Here is a 16,859-nt window from a genome sequence, read left to right as displayed (position 1 = left end):
CGGGGTCCTAGCGTTGACGTCGTGGCCCCGCGTCGGCCGCCACCCCACCCCACCCTCACGAGAACGGCATCCCCATGACCACCACCACCCTGCGTCAGCTCAACGGCTTCGACGAGACCCCCGCGACCTTCGAGAAGGCGGTCCTGGTCCTGGTCGACTACCAGAACACCTACACCGGCGGCGTCATGGAACTCGACGGCTGGGAACCCGCGCTGGCCTCCGCCTCCCGGCTCCTGGCCCGGGCCCGCGAGGCCGGCACCCCCGTCGTCCACGTCCGCGAGGGCGGCTACGGGGTCGACACCGAGGCGGGCACCCTCCACGCCTCCGTCGCCCCCCGGGCCGGCGAGGCCGTCGTCACCAAGTCCGTCCCGAACGGCTTCCACGGGACCGATCTCCACGAGATCATCGAGGCCACCGGCCGCAAGAACCTGATCATCGCCGGGTTCATGACCAACATGTGCACCCTGTTCACCACCGAGGGCGCCTTCCTGCACGGCTACGCCCCGACGGTCGTCGCCGACGCCTCCGCGACGCGGGCGCTGGAGAGCCCGGCGGGCGCCCTGACGGCCCGGCAGATCCACCAGGCGGCCCTCGCCACCGTCACCGAGCTCTACGGGGTCGTCGTCGCCACCGGAGCCGAGCTGAAGTAGAGCCGTACCGATCCGCCCCGATACCCGGGACGGATCCCCGGGTGCAGCACTTCTCTCCATACCAAGCAGTCGTTAGCCTGCCCGCATGACTCTTCCGGAGCGCGCTGCACGCAGCTGCTGGCACGGGGCGATCAACCCGCTGCACTCGACCGTCTACTTCTCGCCCGACCTCGGCAAGGAGTTCGCCGCCATCGGGATCACCGACGGCAACGCCGTCAACCTCGCCTCCCGCTCCGCCGCCATGGGCGCGGTCGGAGCGGGCACGGTGACGGCCACCTTCTACAACTACCGCCACGACCTCGTCGCCCGGCACCTGCCCGCCGTCTGGGACACCGCCACCCCGGGACAGGTCCTCGCCGCCCGGCTGCGGGCCGTGGACAGCACGCTGCGCCGGCTCCTCGGCGAGGAGACCCTCGCGTCCCCCGCGATGGCCGAGGCCGCCGGGCTGGCGATGCGCGCTACCGAGGCCTGCACCCGGCACGCCCGTACGCTCTACTCGGCCCACGCGGACCTCCCCGTACCCGCCGAACCGCACCTGAAGCTGTGGCACGCCACCACCCTGCTGCGCGAGCACCGCGGCGACGGGCACCTGACCGCCCTGCTCACCGTCGGCCTGGACCCGGTCGAGGCCCTGGTCAGCCACACGGCCAGCGGCCACGGCATGACCCCGAAGTACCTCAAGTACATCCGCGGCTGGGAGCAGTCCGACCTGGACGCGGCCGCGGACCGACTGCGCGAGCGCGGACTGCTCGACTCCGGGGGCGAGCTCACGCCCGCGGGCGCGGAGCTGCGCGAGGCGCTGGAGACGGAGACCGACCGCCTGGACGAGGCCCCGTACGAGCACCTCGGCGCGGCCTCAGTCGCCCGGCTCGCGGAGATCGGCGGCGGTTTCACCGTCCAGGCCTTCGTCGCCGGAGCCTTCCCCGGGGACCTCATGGGCAAGGCCTGAGCCCCGGAGCGGGCCCGGCTCCCGACGTCCGCCTCCGCCACCTGCCACAATTGGCAGCCTTCCGACGCAGCAGGCAGCACGCGGCAGCATCACGCACACGTACGAAGGCAGGCGGGACCGCACAGTGACGATGTCCATCGAAGGCAGGATCGCCGAGGAGCTCGGCGTACGGGAGCGGCAGGTCAAGTCCGCCGTCGAGCTGCTCGACGGCGGTTCGACCGTGCCGTTCATCGCGCGCTACCGCAAGGAAGCGACCGAGATGCTCGACGACGCCCAGCTGCGCACCCTGGAGGAGCGCCTGCGCTACCTGCGCGAGCTGGAGGACCGGCGCGCGGCGATCCTCGACTCCGTACGGGAGCAGGGCAAGCTCGACGCCGAGCTGGAGGCCCGGATCAACGCGGCCGACACCAAGGCCCGGCTGGAGGACATCTACCTCCCCTTCAAGACCAAGCGCCGCACCAAGGCACAGATCGCCCGCGAGGCCGGCCTCGCGCCGCTCGCCGAGGGACTGCTGGCCGACCCGTCGGTGGAACCGGCCGTGGCGGCCGCCGCGTTCGTGGATGCGGACAAGGGCGTGGCCGACCCGGCCGCCGCCCTGGAGGGCGCCCGCGCCATCCTCACCGAGAAGTTCGGCGAGGACGCCGACCTCATCGGCGAACTGCGCGAACGCATGTGGGGCCGCGGCCGGCTCGCCGCGAAGGTCCGCGAGGGCAAGGAGGAGGCGGGCGCCAAGTTCGCCGACTACTTCGACTTCACCGAGCCCTTCACCGCCCTGCCCTCGCACCGCGTGCTCGCCATGCTCCGCGGGGAGAAGGAGGACGTGCTCGACCTCACCCTGGAGCCGGAAGAGCCGAGCGAGACGCCCGGCCCCTCCACCTATGAGGGCATGGTTGCCCGGCGCTTCGGCATCAACGACCGCGGCCGGCCCGGAGACAAGTGGCTCGCCGACACCGTCCGCTGGGCCTGGCGCACCAAGATCCAGGTGCACCTCGGGATCGACCTGCGCTCCCGGCTGCGCGCCGCCGCCGAGGACGAGGCGGTACGGGTCTTCGCGTCCAACCTGCGCGACCTGCTGCTCGCCGCACCCGCAGGCACCCGCGCGACCCTCGGCCTCGACCCGGGCTTCCGGACCGGCGTCAAGGTGGCCGTGGTGGACGCCACCGGCAAGGTGGTCGCCACCGAGGTGATCTACCCGCACGTGCCCGCCAACAAGTGGGACGAGGCCCTCGCCAAGCTGGCCCGCCTCGCGAAGGAGCACGCGGTCGAGCTCGTGGCCATCGGCAACGGCACCGCCTCCCGGGAGACCGACAAGCTCGCCGGGGACCTCATCACCCGCCACCCCGAGCTGAAGCTCACCAAGGTGATGGTCTCGGAGGCCGGCGCCTCCGTGTACTCGGCCTCCGCCTTCGCCTCGCAGGAACTCCCCGGCATGGACGTGTCGTTGCGCGGTGCCGTCTCCATCGCCCGGCGCCTGCAGGACCCGCTCGCCGAACTCGTGAAGATCGACCCGAAGTCGATCGGCGTCGGGCAGTACCAGCACGACCTGTCCGAGGTGAAGCTCTCGCGTTCGCTCGACGCCGTGGTCGAGGACTGTGTGAACGGCGTCGGCGTCGACGTCAACACCGCCTCCGCGCCGCTGCTTTCGCGGGTGTCGGGCATCAGCGGCGGACTCGCCGAGAACATCGTGGCCCACCGCGACGCCAACGGCCCCTTCCGCAACCGCAAGGGGCTCAAGGACGTGGCCCGCCTCGGCCCGAAGGCGTACGAGCAGTGCGCGGGCTTCCTGCGGATCCGCGGCGGGGACGACCCGCTGGACGCCTCCAGCGTGCACCCCGAGGCGTACCCGGTGGTCCGCACCATGGGCAAGACCGCGGGCAGCGAGGTCGCGGCCCTGATCGGCAACACGGGCGTGCTGCGCTCGCTGCGGCCGGAGCAGTTCGTCACCGAGGCCTTCGGCCTGCCGACCGTCACGGACATCCTGCGCGAGCTGGAGAAGCCGGGCCGGGACCCGCGGCCCGCGTTCAAGACGGCGACCTTCAAGGAGGGCGTCGAGAAGATCGGCGACCTGGCCCCCGGGATGATCCTGGAGGGCGTGGTCACCAACGTGGCCGCCTTCGGCGCCTTCATCGACATCGGCGTCCACCAGGACGGGCTGGCGCACGTCTCGGCGCTGTCGAAGAACTTCGTCAAGGACCCCCGGGACGTGGTGAAGCCGGGCGACATCGTCCGGGTCAAGGTCATGGACGTGGACATCCCGCGCAAGCGGATCTCCCTGACCCTGCGGCTGGAGGACGAGGCGGAGCGCGGCGCCGGCGGCGGTGCGCCGGGCCAGCGCGAGGAGCGGGGCGAGCGGCGCGGCGGCGGCCGGCCCCCGCAGCAGCGCGGCCAGGGCGGCGGTCAGGGCGGTCAGGGCGGTCAGGGCGGATCCCGCGAGGGCGGCAACGGCCGCCGCCAGGGCGGTCAGGGCGGTGGGCAGCGCCAGGGCGGTCAGGGCGGCGGCGGCCAGCGGCAGGGCGGTGGCGCTCCGGCCCCCGCCAACAGCGCGATGGCCGACGCCCTGCGCCGCGCGGGACTCAGCGGCCCCGACGAGCGGGGCGGCCGCAAGCGCTAGCTGCTGGTGACAGCTTTTGGTGACAGCGAGTGCCGGATTGGCTGAATAGGTACCCGACATGGGGACAAACCTTGCCAACTCATCCGCATGATCTGTAGGGATGACGGAACGCCCGTTCGTCTTTCGGCGAACGGGTTTCCGCTTTCCCCCTCAGGACCGCACTCCCGAGGTCGCTTTGAAGGCTAAGGACGCCATGCTCCAGCCCACGCACGCCTACCATCGTTGCCCGAGAAAGGGTCCGAAGAGGGAACACATGCGCCACCCTCAACCCAGTCTGCGCAAGCGGTGCGAGGCGATTCTCGGCCGTCTTGAACTGACCCACCCCTTCTCGCTCGACGGACTGTGCGAGCGGATAGCCGAGCAACGGGGCCGCCCCATCCGGCTCCACCCGCTGCCCAAGGAGGCCGCGGAGTCCGGAGTGTGCGGACTGTGGGTCGGCACCGCCGACGTGGACTACGTCTTCTACGAGGCCCAGACCACCCTGCTCCATCGGGAGCACATCGTGCTCCACGAGATCGGCCACATCCTCTTCGGCCACCACTCCCTGGAAGCCCCGGCCGGGGACTCCTCCGCGGGATCCGTCCCCACCGTGCTTGGACGCACCAACTACACCACCCGCCAGGAGCGGGAGGCGGAGATGCTCGCCAGCATGATCCGCACCCGCACCGGGACCCGAGGCCCGCACCTCGGCCACGGCGCCGGAGGCGGGAGCACCCTCGCCCGGCTGGAGTCCGCGATGGGCTACGAGCGGCGCGGGCGGGGGCCGGTCCACCGTGGCCTCTGATCTGATCGCCTTCGGCGACGCGCTCGCCGTCCCCGGCGTCGTCTGCCTCTGGGTCGCCGTCCTGCTCCGCGCGCCCGGCGCCCTGCGCGCCCCGCACCAGCGGGGCCTGTGGCTCGCCGTCGCCACCGCCGCGGCCGCGATGACCCTGAACCTCCCCGACGTCGTCGCCTACGCCATGGGCCGCGACCCGGGCTACGCCCACGCCATCGGGCTGGTCCGCAACCTCATCGGCGTCCTCTCGGCCGGCGCCGTGCTCTACTTCGTGGCCTCCGCCACCCGGGGCCGCCGGCTCCAGATCGCCTCGGGCGCCGGCACCCTCCTCTGGCTGGCCGTGCTCGTCGCACTGGACGCGGCCGCCCCCGACCACGGCACGCACACCATCCCGCCCACGGGCGACCCGGTGCCCTCCCTCGCGTACTGGCTGGTCCTGATCTCCGCCCACCTGATCGCCAACACCGTCTGCGTACTGGTCTGCTGGCGCTACAGCCGGCGCGCCGAGAGCCGGGGCCTCGCCGCCGGCCTGCTGCTGTTCGGCCTCGGCACCGCGCTCGCCGGGGTGTTCTGGTTCGTGTACCTGCTCAAGGCGCTGTTCGGCTCCACCTGGGCACTGCCCGCGAACCCGCTGCTGATGAACGTGCACGGACTGCTCCGTGCCGCGGCCATCCTCGTCCCGACGCTGTTCGCCCTGCGCCGCACGGCCGCCGACACCGCCACCGCCTGGCGGCTGTGGCCGCTCTGGCGCGACCTGGTCCACGCCGTCCCGCACGTCGCCCTCAACGAGCCGCGCGCCGGCCGGGTGCTGGAACTGCTGTGGCCGCCGGTCCCGCGCAACCTCCTCGTCTACCGCAAGGTCATCGAGACCCGCGACGCCATCCTGATCCTGGGGGAGTACGTCGCCCCCGGCGTGCCGGAGCTCGCGCGCGGCCACGTGGCCGGCAGCGGAGTACCCGAACAGCGGGCCAGTGCGGCCGCGCTGGCCTGCGTACTGAAGGAGGCGCGGCAGGCGAAGCTGGCCGGGATCCCGCAACAGCGCTCCGACGAGAACGCCCTGGAGCTGCCCGCGGCCCTCCAGACCTCGGCCGAGGGAGGGGACCTGGAGGGCGAGGCCCGCTTCCTCGTCGACGTGGCCCGGGCCTACGCCTCCCCGGCCACCGCCGGATTCACCGCGTGAGGCACCACACGCTCAACCGCCAGGAAGTGAACGTCTCTTGACCACCACCGTACTGATCACAGGGGCCAGCGCCGGACTGGGCGCGGCCTTCGCCCGCGGCTTCGCCGCCAAGGGCTGCGACCTCGTCCTCGTCGCCCGCGACAAGGGCCGCCTCGAAGCCGTCGCCGCGGACCTGGCCCGGGAGTTCGGCTCCGTCTGCGAGGTGCTGCCCGCCGACCTGCTCGACGCGGGCGGGCTGGGAGCCGTCGCCGAGCGGCTCGCCGACCGGGCCCGGCCCGTAGACATCCTGGTCAACAACGCCGGCTTCGGACTCCCCGCGCCCTTCCCGTACAGCCCCGTCGAGGACGAGGAGCGGATGCTCGACCTGCTGGTCAAGGTGCCGCTCCGGCTCACCCACGCGGTCCTCCCGGGCCTGCGCGAGCGGCGCCGCGGCGCCGTGCTCAACGTCTCCTCGGTGGCCGGACTGCTGCCGACCGGCACCTACGGCGCCGCGAAGGCCTGGATCACGGCCTTCAGCGAGTCGCTGCGCGTGGACATGGAGCCGTACGGGGTCCGCGTGCTGGCGGTGGTGCCGGGATTCACCCGCACCGAGTTCCAGGAGCGCGCCGGGATGGACGTCAGCGCCCTGCGCGACGCGGTGTGGCTGGAGCCCGAGGACGTGGTGGCCCAGGCTCTGAAGGACCTGGCCCGGCGCCGCCCGGTGAGCATCACGGGCCGACGCTACCGGGCGTACGCCGTGGCCGCCCGGCACCTCCCGAGGACCTTCGTGGCCCGGAAGATGGCCCGCACGAGGCGGGCCCCGGCGGAGCGGCCGGACGGGAGCTGACGCGCGTGCGCGGCCCTGTGGCAGGGTCGCGCACGCCTGGGTTGAACGGCGTTCAGCAGCCGCCGCGGTGGTGACCTCCGTAGCCTCCGTGGCCTCCGTAGCCGTAGTCGTCATCGTCGTCCCACCAGCCGCCGTGGTGGCCGTTGTCGTCGTGGTCCCAGCCACCGGCGACGTAGCTCACCTGCTGGGCCGGGGTCGCCGCCGAGGCGGTGCCCGCCGTACCCAGCGCGGCCCCGCCGGCCATCAGGAGACCGGCCGCGGAGACCACGAAGAGGCGCTTGGCTCTCGTTGCGAACATGAGAATTTCCCTTTCCTTCCACCCTCCTCGAACCTCTCCGAGGTCTGAAGGACGGAACCGCGGACCGCGTACGGGTACGCGCGACGCGGATCGGATACAGGGCCGCCGAAAATGCGGAAGCACAAGTCAGCCCACCCGGGCGGCATGGAACGGCCGGCCATGGGGGCGTGCTCCGCGGTTGCGGCTCTCACCCACAAAGGCTAGTCGTGCCCGGGCGGGTCGGCATCTCGGGCGGGGCTCGGCGCTAGAGCTCGGTGACCTTGCCGTCCGCGACGTGCATGCGGCGGGTGACCTGGACCGCGTCGAGCATCCGGCGGTCGTGGGTGACCAGCAGCAGGGTGCCCTCGTAGGCCTCCAGGGCGGACTCCAGCTGCTCGATGGCCGGCAGGTCGAGGTGGTTCGTCGGCTCGTCCAGCACCAGCAGGTTCACCCCGCGCCCCTGGAGCAGCGCCAGGGCCGCCCGGGTGCGCTCGCCGGGGGAGAGGGTGGCCGCCGGGCGGGTCACGTGCGCCGCCTTCAGGCCGAACTTGGCCAGCAGAGTGCGGACTTCGGCGGGCTCGGTATCGGGCACGGCGGCGCAGAAGGCGTCGATGAGCGACTCGTCGCCGAGGAACAGGCCGCGGGCCTGGTCGACTTCGCCGACCCGGACGCCCGAGCCGAGGGTGGCGGAGCCGGAGTCCGGGGCGAGGCGGCCCAGGAGGACGGCCAACAGGGTCGACTTGCCCGCTCCGTTGGCGCCGGTGATGGCGACCCGGTCCGCCCAGTCGATCTGCAGGCTCGCCGGCCCGAAGGCGAAGTCTCCCCGCTGGACGACCGCTTCGCGCAGGGTGGCCACCACCGAGCCGGAGCGCGGGGCCGCCGCGATCTCCATGCGCAGCTCCCACTCCTTGCGCGGCTCCTCGACCACTTCGAGCCGCTCGATCGCGCGCTGCGTCTGGCGGGCCTTGGAGGCCTGCTTCTCGCTCGCGTCGGCGGCGGCCTTCCTGGCGGACTTGTCGTTGTCGGTGGACTTGCGCTTGGCGTTCTTGACGCCCTTGTCGCTCCAGCCGCGCTGCATCGCGGCCCGGTCCTCCAGGGCCGAGCGCTTGTCGGAGTACTCGTCGTACTCCTCGCGGGCATGGGTGCGGGCTCGCTCGCGCTCCGCCAGGTAGGCGTCGTAGCCGCCGCCGTAGAGGTTGATCTGCTGCTGCGCCAGGTCCAGTTCGAGGACCTTGGTGACGGTGCGCGTGAGGAACTCGCGGTCGTGGCTGATGACGACGGTGCCGGCGCGCAGTCCCTTCACGAACTGCTCCAGACGCTCCAGACCTTCGAGGTCCAGGTCGTTGGTGGGCTCGTCGAGCAGGAAGACGTCGTAGCGGGACAGCAGCAGCGAGGCGAGGCCGGCGCGGGCGGCCTGGCCGCCGGACAGCGCGGTCATCGGCAGGTCGAGGCCGACGGACAGCCCCAGGTCGTCGGCCACCTGCACGGCCCGCTCGTCGAGGTCGGCCCCGCCGAGGTTCAGCCACCGGTCGAGGGCGTCCGCGTACGCGTCGTCCGCGCCGGGGGTGCCGTCCACGAGACCCTGCGTCGCCGCGTCGAGCTCGGCCTGCGCCGCTGCCACACCCGTACGGCGGGCCAGGAACTCGCGGATCGACTCGCCGGGGCGCCGCTCCGGCTCCTGCGGCAGGTGCCCGACGGCGGCGCCGGGCGGGGAGAGGCGCAGCTCGCCGGTCTCGGGGGCGTCCAGCCCGGCGAGCATCCGCAGCAGGGTGGACTTCCCGGCGCCGTTGACGCCGACGAGGCCGATGACGTCGCCGGGCGCGACGACGAGGTCGAGATCGGCGAAGAGCGTGCGCTCACCGTGCGCGGCGGTCAGCTTCTTGGCGACGAGGGTTGCAGTCATGATGTCCCGATCCTATCCGCGCCCCGCACGTGCGGATCCCGGGGCCGGGCAGGTGCGGCGGCCGCCCGGGAGGGTCACGCGCCGACGAGGCGCAGGGCCGCCCACAGGGCCGTCACCGCGGCGGCCAGGGCCGGCACGGTGGTCAGCACGCCGAGCCGGGTGAAGTCCCCGAGGGTGACGCCGTCGTACTTGTCCGCGTGCAGGATCCGCCGCCACAGCAGGGTGGCCAGGGAGCCCGCGTAGGTCAGGTTCGGGCCGATGTTCACGCCGATCAGCACGGCGAGCACCGGCCCGGCGCCGCCCGCCGCAGCCACCGGCAGCAGGGCCAGTACCGCGGGCAGGTTGTTGATCAGGTTGGCCAGTACGGCGGCCACCGCCGCCACCGCGAGCAGCGCGGGCAGGGAGTCCCCGGCCGGGGTCACCCACTCCAGCCCGGCCCCGAGCCCGTGGTCCACGACGGCGCGCACCACCACGCCCAGTGCCAGCACGAACAGGCAGAAGGCCGGCGCCGCCGAGCCCAGGATCCGCGCGGGCGTGGTCTCCCGGCGCCGCAGCGCCCGTACGGCCAGGACCAGCGTGCCCGCGAGCGCCGCCCAGGCGGGGCTCGCCCCGGCGAAGGAGGCGAGCGCGAAACCGGCCAGGGTCAGCGCGAGCACCCCGGCCGCGAACCGCGGCAGCGGCGCCGGATCCCCGGCCAGCGGTATGTGCTCCGGGGCCGCCGCCAGGTCGCTGCGGAAATAGCGCCGGAAGACCGCGTACTCCACGCCGATGGCCGTCAGCCAGGGCAAGGCCATGAGCGCGGCGAACCGGGTGAAGGACAGCCCGCTCGCGGCGAAGGCCAGCAGATTGGTGAGGTTGGAGACCGGCAGGAGCAGCGAGGCGGAGTTCGCCAGGTGCGCGGTCGCGTACACGTGCGGCCGCGGCCGCGCCCCCAGCCGGGAGGCCGTCGCCAGCACCACCGGGGTCAGCAGCACCACGGTGGCGTCCAGGCTCAGCGCGGCGGTGACGACCGAGGCGACGGCGAACACCCCGCCGAGCAGTGCCACGGGTCCGCGCCCCGCCGCCCGCCGGGCCACCGCGGCCCCGGCGGCCCTGAACAGCCCCTCGTCGGCGCAGAGCCGGGCCAGCGCCAGGATCACCGCGAGGAACCCGACCACCGGAAGCAGCTCGCGGGTCTGCGCCCACGCGTCGGCGGGCGGTACGACGCCCAGGACGACGAGCAGCCCCGCGGCGGGCACCGCGGCCGCGGCCTCCGGCAGCCCGCGCGGGCGCAGGACGGCGAAGGCGAGCACCCCGAGGAGGAGGACGGCGGACAGGCACGCGGCGGCGGCGGGGTACAGGACGGGCTCCGGAGCGGGCGGTGAAGGGCGGGGGACCGGCACAGGATCGCATCAGGACCCGTATGGCCGGATAGGTGGGGTGGACGTCATTGCGGCCATCGCCGCGGGTGGCACACGATGAGGTCATGTCGTCACGAACCGTGCTCGTCGTCCTCTACGACGGCGTGCAGAGCCTGGATGTCACGGGGCCGATGGAGGTGTTCTCCGCTGCCGGCCACCACCCCGGACCGCCGCGGTACGAGCTCCGCACCGTGTCACCGGGCGGCGCCCCGGTCCGGACGAGCAGCGGACTGCTGCTGGTCCCGGACGGTGACCTGGAGAGCGAGCGCCCGGGCGCCGGGACCACCCTGCTGGTACCGGGAGGCAGGTACACGGGGGACTTCGCACCAGAGATCACGGACTGGCTCCGCGCGTACGGCGGGTCCGCGGAGCGGCTGGTGTCGGTGTGCACCGGCGGCCTGCTGCTGGCCGAGGCCGGGCTGCTGGACGGTCGGCGCGCCACGACCCACTGGTACGCCTGCGAGCGGATGGCCCGGGACTACCCGGCCGTCACCGTGGAACCCGACCCGATCTACGTCCGCGACGGGCCGGTGGCCACCTCGGCCGGGGTCACGGCGGGCATCGACCTTGCGCTGGCACTGGTGGAGGAGGACCACGGGCGGGAGCTGGCCCTGTCCATCGCGCGGCACCTGGTGGTCTTCCTGCGGCGGCCCGGGAACCAGGCGCAGTTCAGCGCGCAGCTCGAAGCGCAGACGGCGCGGCGGGAGCCGCTGCGGGAGGTGCAGCACTGGATCACGGAGCACCCGGGGGAGGACCTGAGCGTGGAGGCCCTCGCCGCGCGGGCCGCCCTGTCGCCCCGGCACTTCGCGCGGGCCTTCCAGGCGGAGACGGGGGTGACGCCGGGGCGGTACGTGGAGCGGGTACGGGTCGAGCACGCGCGGCGGATGCTGGAGGAGGGCGGCGAGGGCATCGCCCGGATCTCCCGGGCCTGCGGCTACACCAACCCGGAGGCCCTGCGCCGCGCCTTCGTGAAGACCCTGGGCCAGCCCCCGGCCGAATACCGCCGCAGGTTCGGCCCACCCCGCCAACGGGTCCCGGCACCCCGGACCCGGTCGATCCCGGCAGAAGTCTCACCAGAAGCTCCGGCAGGAGTCCGGGCAGAAGCCCCGACAGCACTTCCAGCAGAAGTTCCGACAACCGCTCCGGAGGAGCCATGCAGATCGCCGTACTGCTCTACGACCGCTTCACCGCCCTCGACGCCGTCGGGCCCTTCGACACCCTCGGCCGTCTCGAAGGCGCCGAGACCGTCTTCGTCTCCGAGCGCCCCGGCCCCGTGAGGACGGACAGCGGGGCGCTCGCACTTGTCGCCGACCGGGGGCTCGGCGAGGTGACGCGGCCGGACATCGTCATCGTGCCCGGCGGGCCGGCCCCCGACGTGGAGGCGAAGAACCCCGTCGTCCTCGACTGGCTGCGGGCCGTCGACGCCACCACGACCTGGACCACCTCCGTCTGCACCGGCTCGATCCTGCTCGCCGCCGCAGGCCTCCTCGACGGGCGGCGGGCCACCAGCCACTGGCTGTACCTCGACCAGCTGACCCGTTTCGGGGCGGAGCCCACCGGGGAGCGGGTGGTCTTCGACGGGAAGTACGTGACGGCCGCCGGAGTGTCCTCGGGGATCGACATGGGGCTCTCGCTCCTCGGCCGCATCGCGGGCGACGAGTACGCGCAGATGGTGCAGCTGATGACCGAGTACGACCCGCAGCCGCCCTACGACGCCGGTTCCCCCGAGAAGGCACCCGCCGAACTGGTCGCACGGCTGCGTGCGTTCAAGCCTTCGGAGGAGTCCAGGTAAAGGCGGGCGCGCGCCGCTCCAGGAACGCGGCGACACCCTCGGCGGTGTCGCCGCTTCCGGCTGCCTGTGCGGCCCAGTACCCGTCCCGGTCCGTGCGGCCGTCCGTGAACTCCTTCGCGGCGGCCTGCGTGAGCCGCGAGCGCGTGACCAGGATCCGGGTGAACTCCGCTACGCGCTTCGCCAGTTGTCCCGCCGGGAGCAGCTCGTCCAGGAGTCCGGTGCGCAGCGCCCGCTCCGCGTCGATCAACTCGGCGGAGAAGAGCAGGTACTTGGCGGCGGCCGGGCCCACCAGGGAGGCGAGGCGCCGGGTGGAGGAGGTCGGGTACACGATGCCCAGCTTCGCCGGGGTCACCCCGAAGGAGGAGCCCTCCTCCGCGAAGCGCAGATCGCAGGCGGCGGCCAGCTGGCTGCCCCCGCCCACGCAGAACCCGCGGATCGCGGCCAGCGTGGGCTTGGGGAAGGCGGCGAGCGCCTCCTCGGCGGCCACGGCCAGGGCCTGCGGATCGTCGTCCCCGGTCAGCGAGGAGATGTCGGCCCCCGCGCAGAAGGTCTCGCCGGCCCCCGTCAGGACCAGCACCCGTACGGCGGGGTCCGCCGCGAGCCCGGCCAGCAGCTCCGGCAGCCCGCGCCACATCGCGGCGGTCATGGCGTTGCGCTTGGCGGGGTGCGAGATCACGACGGTGGCGACCCCGTCGGCGACGGAGGAGAGGAGGGCTGCGTCCATGCGCCGGATGCTATCCCGGACGGTCAAACCTATGATCAAAAGACCGGTCACCGGCAGCTCGGCGGACCGGCAGGCAGTCGCGGTGTCCGAGGGTCCGTCGGGGGCAGCTGAGAGGTGGCGTGTCCATGGCCGCAGACCGTGCGGACCGTACGGGTCCACAGGACATGAAGGCCGACAAGAAGAAGGTCAGCCGCAGTTTCGCGTGGATGGCCCTGCTCGGGGCGCTCCTGGTGGTGGCCGGCCTCGTCGGCCTCGTCTACACCGGCTTCGCCACCCTGACCACGATGTTCCTCTTCGGCTGGCTGCTGCTCTTCGGCGGCCTGGTGGGTCTGCTCCAGGCGATCCAGTCCCGCAAGAGCAACTACTTCTGGCTCGCCGTCATCGTCGCCGCGATCAACATCGCCGCCGGCTTCGTGATCCTGCGCCGTCCGGAAGCGAGCGCGGAGGCGCTCACCATGTTCGCCGCGCTGCTGTTCCTCACCGGCGGGGTGTTCCGGCTGGCCGGGGCCGTCGTGGTGCGCGGCGCCCACCTCGGGCTGACCCTGGTCCAGGGCGCCTTCGGCATCCTGCTGGGCCTGCTGATCCTCGCCAACTGGCCCGGCAGCAGTCTGTACGTGATCGGAGCGTTCTTCTCCCTCGCGCTGCTGTTCGACGGTCTGAGTCTGATCGCCGTGGGCATGGGAGCCCGCCGCATCCTGGGCTTGGTCAGGGACGACGAGGTTCCGGTGACGCCGGCGGGGGCGGGTGCCGCGGCGCCCGAGACGTACGAGGCGGCCGAGAAGCTGCCCCCAGAAGATCAGGAACGGTCGAACAACTGACTCTGTCATACGCCAGCGGTCAGAAAGTGTCCGATTGATGCTGACTTCTGGTCAGTGGTCCGGCCCGGAGCGGTCCGGTCCCCACTCTTGACGTGTGCAGACGATCGAGCGTGAAGACGGGGGCCGGGAGATGGATGTGAGCGGGAGCGTCCCGCCAGTCAAGGGGGAGGAGCCGGAGGTCGCGGCCACCCCCCTCGCGTACGAAGGAGTGTGGCGCTTCACGGCGCCCGCGGTAGAAGAATCCGTTCCGCAGGCCCGCCGTGCGGTCCGTGACCTGCTCGGCCGGCAGGAGGTGCCGGCCGACCGGGACCTGGTCTACTCCCTGCTGCTGATCGTCTCCGAACTGGTGACGAACTCGGTCCGGCACGCGGCCGTGCTCTCTCCGGAGGTCGCCGTGGAGGTGGCCATCGGCCGGGAATGGGTACGGGTGGCCGTCGAGGACAACCACCCGTACCGCCCCAAGGCGCTGGAGGCCGATTTCGGCCAGACCGGCGGCCGGGGCCTCCTGCTCGTCCGGGAGGTCACGCTGGAGGCCGGCGGGGTCTGCGACGTGGAGCACACCTCCACGGGCGGCAAGGTCATCTGGGCGGCACTGCCGCTCACCACGGCCCTCGCGTCACCCGCCGCCACCCCGACCTCGGCGGTCTGAGGCGATCCGGGGCGATCCGAGGCGGCCTGAAGCGCCCCGGGGCGGCTACCAGCCCGCCGTGTCGCCCGTCAGCTCGCGGATCGCGGGCCGGGCCGCGTCCAGCACGGTCATGAACCAGGCCGAGAACGGGACCTCGGCGTGCCGCTTCGCGAGTTCCTCCGCGGTCACGAAGGCGGTGTCCGCGATCTCCTCCGGATCGGGCCGCACGGACCGCTGCGCGAGTCCCACGAACAGGTGGTTGTACTCCTGCTCCACCAGGCCCGAGGCCGGGTCCGGGTGGTTGTAGCGGACCGTCCCCGCCTCCGCGAGCAGCGAGGGCGACAGCCCCAGCTCCTCGTGGGTCCGCCGGGCCGCCGCCGCGAACGGCGACTCCCCGGGGTAGGGGTGACCGCAGCAGGTGTTCGACCAGACCCCGGGGGAGTGGTACTTCCCGAGGGCGCGCTGCTGGAGCAGCATCCGGCCCTGCTCGTCGAAGAGGAACACCGAGAACGCCCGGTGCAGCTGCCCGGGAGCCTGATGGGCGGAGAGCTTCTCCGCCGTACCGATGGTGTTGCCGGACTCGTCGACCAGTTCGAGCATGATCGGTTCTTGAGCGCCGGTGCCGGTGGTCGCACTGTTCGCGGCGGTGGCTGGTGTGGTCGGCATACCCATCCTTCGCTTCGGACTTCGGCTTTCAAGTCTGCCGTACAAATGGGGATTGCCCCGACTTCGGTGATCCGCGCATGTCCGCCCCCCGCCGCGTGATATGCGGCGGGGGGCGGAACTTGTTCGTCCGGCCACGGGCCGGACCCGGCATCAGACCCCGAACGGCGCCGGGTACTTGATCGTGCCCGTGGGAACCGGCACCGAATCGTCGAGCACCAGCGCCATCATGGCCTCGTCGGGCACCTCGAAGGGCGCCCTGATCCCGAAGTGCGAAGCCGGCGCGAACCCGAACCGCCCGTAGTACGCGGGATGCCCGAGGACGAGCACGAGGTTCTCCCCGCGCTCCGCGGCCGCCGCGAGCAGGGCCCGTACGACCGCGCTGCCCGCGCCCGAGCGCTGGAGCGCGGGCGCCGCGGCCACCGGGGCGAGGGCGAGCGCCGCCACCCCGTCCACCTCGCACCGGGTCAGCAGGGCGTGCGCCGCGACCGACCCGTCCGGGCCCTCGGCCACGTAGGAGAGGCCGGGCAGCCAGGAGGCGTCCGCGCGCAGCGCGTCCACGAGATCGGCCTCGGCCGGGGTCTCGAAGGCGGTCGAGTTCACCGCGTGCACGGCGGCCGCGTCCCCGTCGGACTCGGGGCGGACGGGCCAGCCGCCGCCGTCCCCGGCCGTCACCGGCCGCAGGACGTAGGAGGTGTAGCCGTACTCGTGCCCGTACCGCTCCCGTACCGCGATCTCCTCGCGTACGAAGCCCAGCGCGGCCGCGGCCTCGGGACCCGAAGGCTCCGCGGCCGCGGAGGTCCGCTCGCCGAGCGGGACGTAGTAGGCGTCCCAGTCGGAGTCGGGCTGCCGGTGGACCGCGAGCACCTGGTAGCCGGCGGCCTGGACGGCCGCCAGGTTGCGGGCGGTGGAGCGCAGCGGGTAGTGCACGTCCCAGAAGGCGCGGGCTCCGGCGGACGGTTCGTCCACGGTCCATTCGCACTCGCTCAGCACCAGGGTGCCGCCGGGGGCGAGCAGCTGCTTCCACCGCGCGAGCGCGGTGGCGAAGCCGATGTTGTAGGCGGAACCCTCCGCCCAGACGAGATCGAAGGATCCGTCCGGAAGGTCGAGGTCGCCGATGTCCGCCTTGACGGCGTGGATGCGGTCGGAGAGCCCGCGGGCCGCGGCGGCCGCACGGAGCTCGTCGAGGAAGCCGTCCTGGAGATCGACGGCCGTGACGTCGGCGCCGAGAGCGCCCGCCTCGGCGGCGAGCAGCAGGGCGCTGGGGCCGGGACCGCAGCCCAGGTCCAGGGCGCGCGGCCGCTCGGGCAGCGGTCCGCACAGGGACAGCAGGTGCCGGGTGGTCGCTTCGGAACCGGGGGACTGCCGGGGCAGGCCGCGGTGCAGCGCGAGGAACGCCTCGAAGAAGAGGTCGCTCTCCGTGCTGAAATCGGTGCTGTGGGAGTTGCTGGTGTTACCGGTGTGGTCGGTCAACGTGAACCCTTGGAAAGGGGGCTCCGGCCGACGGGGGTGATCGGTGTGATCAGGCCCGGCCGGACGCCCGGAAGGAGAGGGGGATGTACCGGAGTGCGCTGCGCTGGGCGGCGACGCCTGCGACGGTCATCAACCCCACCTCTTTCTCTTCTTTCGTCACTTCTAGGTGACATTCGGGCGATTGGGACGC

15 protein-coding genes and 1 pseudogene are annotated in these 16,859 nt (G+C 72.9%); 10 read left to right on the top strand and 6 right to left on the bottom strand.

Features of this window, described 5'->3' with window-relative positions; all coding sequences use genetic code 11:
* Positions 1-74: 74 nt before the first annotated feature.
* The 6 genes from NLX94_RS02750 (at position 75) to NLX94_RS02725 (ending at position 6,991) form a co-directional block, all read left to right on the top strand.
* A complete protein-coding gene (locus NLX94_RS02750; RefSeq protein ID WP_254380914.1) occupies positions 75-650 on the top strand; it encodes a cysteine hydrolase family protein in 576 nt (191 codons plus the stop codon).
* A gap of 85 nt (positions 651-735) precedes the next feature.
* The gene (locus tag NLX94_RS02745; protein WP_254380913.1) at positions 736-1,599 is read left to right on the top strand and encodes a hypothetical protein; all 864 of its coding nucleotides are present in this window, start codon (positions 736-738) and stop codon (positions 1,597-1,599) included.
* Between the two features lie 124 nt (positions 1,600-1,723).
* Positions 1,724-4,210: a Tex family protein gene (locus NLX94_RS02740; RefSeq protein ID WP_308402358.1), complete on the top strand. Its 2,487-nt coding sequence runs from the start codon at positions 1,724-1,726 to the stop codon at positions 4,208-4,210.
* Between the two features lie 253 nt (positions 4,211-4,463).
* Positions 4,464-4,994 (top strand): hypothetical protein, encoded by a 531-nt coding sequence (locus NLX94_RS02735; RefSeq protein WP_254380911.1) that lies wholly within the window; start codon positions 4,464-4,466, stop codon positions 4,992-4,994.
* Positions 4,984-6,165: an MAB_1171c family putative transporter gene (locus NLX94_RS02730; RefSeq protein ID WP_254380910.1), complete on the top strand. Its 1,182-nt coding sequence runs from the start codon at positions 4,984-4,986 to the stop codon at positions 6,163-6,165. Before NLX94_RS02735 ends, NLX94_RS02730 begins: the two co-directional genes overlap by 11 nt.
* Positions 6,166-6,202: 37 nt before the next feature.
* On the top strand, positions 6,203-6,991 hold the full coding sequence (locus NLX94_RS02725; RefSeq protein WP_254380909.1) for an SDR family oxidoreductase: 789 nt from the start codon (positions 6,203-6,205) through the stop codon (positions 6,989-6,991).
* Between the two features lie 52 nt (positions 6,992-7,043).
* On the opposite strand, the gene NLX94_RS02720 is transcribed toward NLX94_RS02725, so the two are convergent.
* From NLX94_RS02720 to NLX94_RS02710, 3 genes are all read right to left on the bottom strand, one after another.
* Positions 7,044-7,289, bottom strand: coding sequence for a hypothetical protein (locus NLX94_RS02720; protein WP_254380908.1), 246 nt, complete (start codon positions 7,287-7,289; stop codon positions 7,044-7,046).
* A gap of 244 nt (positions 7,290-7,533) precedes the next feature.
* The gene (locus NLX94_RS02715) at positions 7,534-9,171 is read right to left on the bottom strand and encodes an ABC-F family ATP-binding cassette domain-containing protein (protein WP_254380907.1); all 1,638 of its coding nucleotides are present in this window, start codon (positions 9,169-9,171) and stop codon (positions 7,534-7,536) included.
* 74 nt (positions 9,172-9,245) lie between these two features.
* On the bottom strand, positions 9,246-10,511 hold the full coding sequence (locus NLX94_RS02710; RefSeq protein WP_254381214.1) for an SLC13 family permease: 1,266 nt from the start codon (positions 10,509-10,511) through the stop codon (positions 9,246-9,248).
* Positions 10,512-10,636: 125 nt separating this feature from the next.
* Between NLX94_RS02710 and NLX94_RS02705 the strand changes: the two are divergent.
* Both NLX94_RS02705 and NLX94_RS02700 read left to right on the top strand, forming a co-directional pair.
* Positions 10,637-11,590, top strand: a pseudogene (locus NLX94_RS02705) (GlxA family transcriptional regulator); the annotation flags it as partial.
* Between the two features lie 134 nt (positions 11,591-11,724).
* Entirely contained in the window at positions 11,725-12,363 is a 639-nt protein-coding gene (locus NLX94_RS02700) for a DJ-1/PfpI family protein (RefSeq protein WP_254380906.1), read from the top strand.
* On the opposite strand, the gene NLX94_RS02695 is transcribed toward NLX94_RS02700, so the two are convergent.
* Positions 12,338-13,087 carry an enoyl-CoA hydratase/isomerase family protein gene (locus NLX94_RS02695; RefSeq protein WP_254380905.1) on the bottom strand — a complete coding sequence of 250 codons (750 nt, stop codon included), beginning with the start codon at positions 13,085-13,087 and terminating at the stop codon, positions 12,338-12,340. The two genes, NLX94_RS02700 and NLX94_RS02695, sit on opposite strands and share 26 nt — an antisense overlap.
* 125 nt (positions 13,088-13,212) lie before the next feature.
* On the opposite strand from NLX94_RS02695, the gene NLX94_RS02690 reads away from it, so the two are divergent.
* Both NLX94_RS02690 and NLX94_RS02685 read left to right on the top strand, forming a co-directional pair.
* The gene (locus NLX94_RS02690; RefSeq protein ID WP_254380904.1) at positions 13,213-13,905 is read left to right on the top strand and encodes an HdeD family acid-resistance protein; all 693 of its coding nucleotides are present in this window, start codon (positions 13,213-13,215) and stop codon (positions 13,903-13,905) included.
* A gap of 94 nt (positions 13,906-13,999) precedes the next feature.
* Positions 14,000-14,554 (top strand): ATP-binding protein, encoded by a 555-nt coding sequence (locus tag NLX94_RS02685; protein WP_374683889.1) that lies wholly within the window; start codon positions 14,000-14,002, stop codon positions 14,552-14,554.
* A 45-nt stretch (positions 14,555-14,599) separates the two neighbouring features.
* Here NLX94_RS02685 and idi read toward each other — a convergent pair whose 3' ends face one another.
* Together idi and NLX94_RS02675 are read right to left on the bottom strand one after the other, a co-directional pair.
* A complete protein-coding gene (idi, locus tag NLX94_RS02680) occupies positions 14,600-15,199 on the bottom strand; it encodes an isopentenyl-diphosphate Delta-isomerase (RefSeq protein WP_254380903.1) in 600 nt (199 codons plus the stop codon).
* 150 nt (positions 15,200-15,349) lie between these two features.
* A complete protein-coding gene (locus tag NLX94_RS02675; RefSeq protein WP_374683888.1) occupies positions 15,350-16,669 on the bottom strand; it encodes a GNAT family N-acetyltransferase in 1,320 nt (439 codons plus the stop codon).
* Between the last annotated feature and the right edge of the window lie 190 nt (positions 16,670-16,859).

This window comes from Streptomyces sp. TBY4, from assembly GCF_024213195.1.
Lineage (GTDB): Bacteria > Actinomycetota > Actinomycetes > Streptomycetales > Streptomycetaceae > Streptomyces.
The sequence above is the reverse complement of the archived record's forward strand: the minus strand, read 5'-3'. Positions and strand labels throughout refer to the sequence as shown.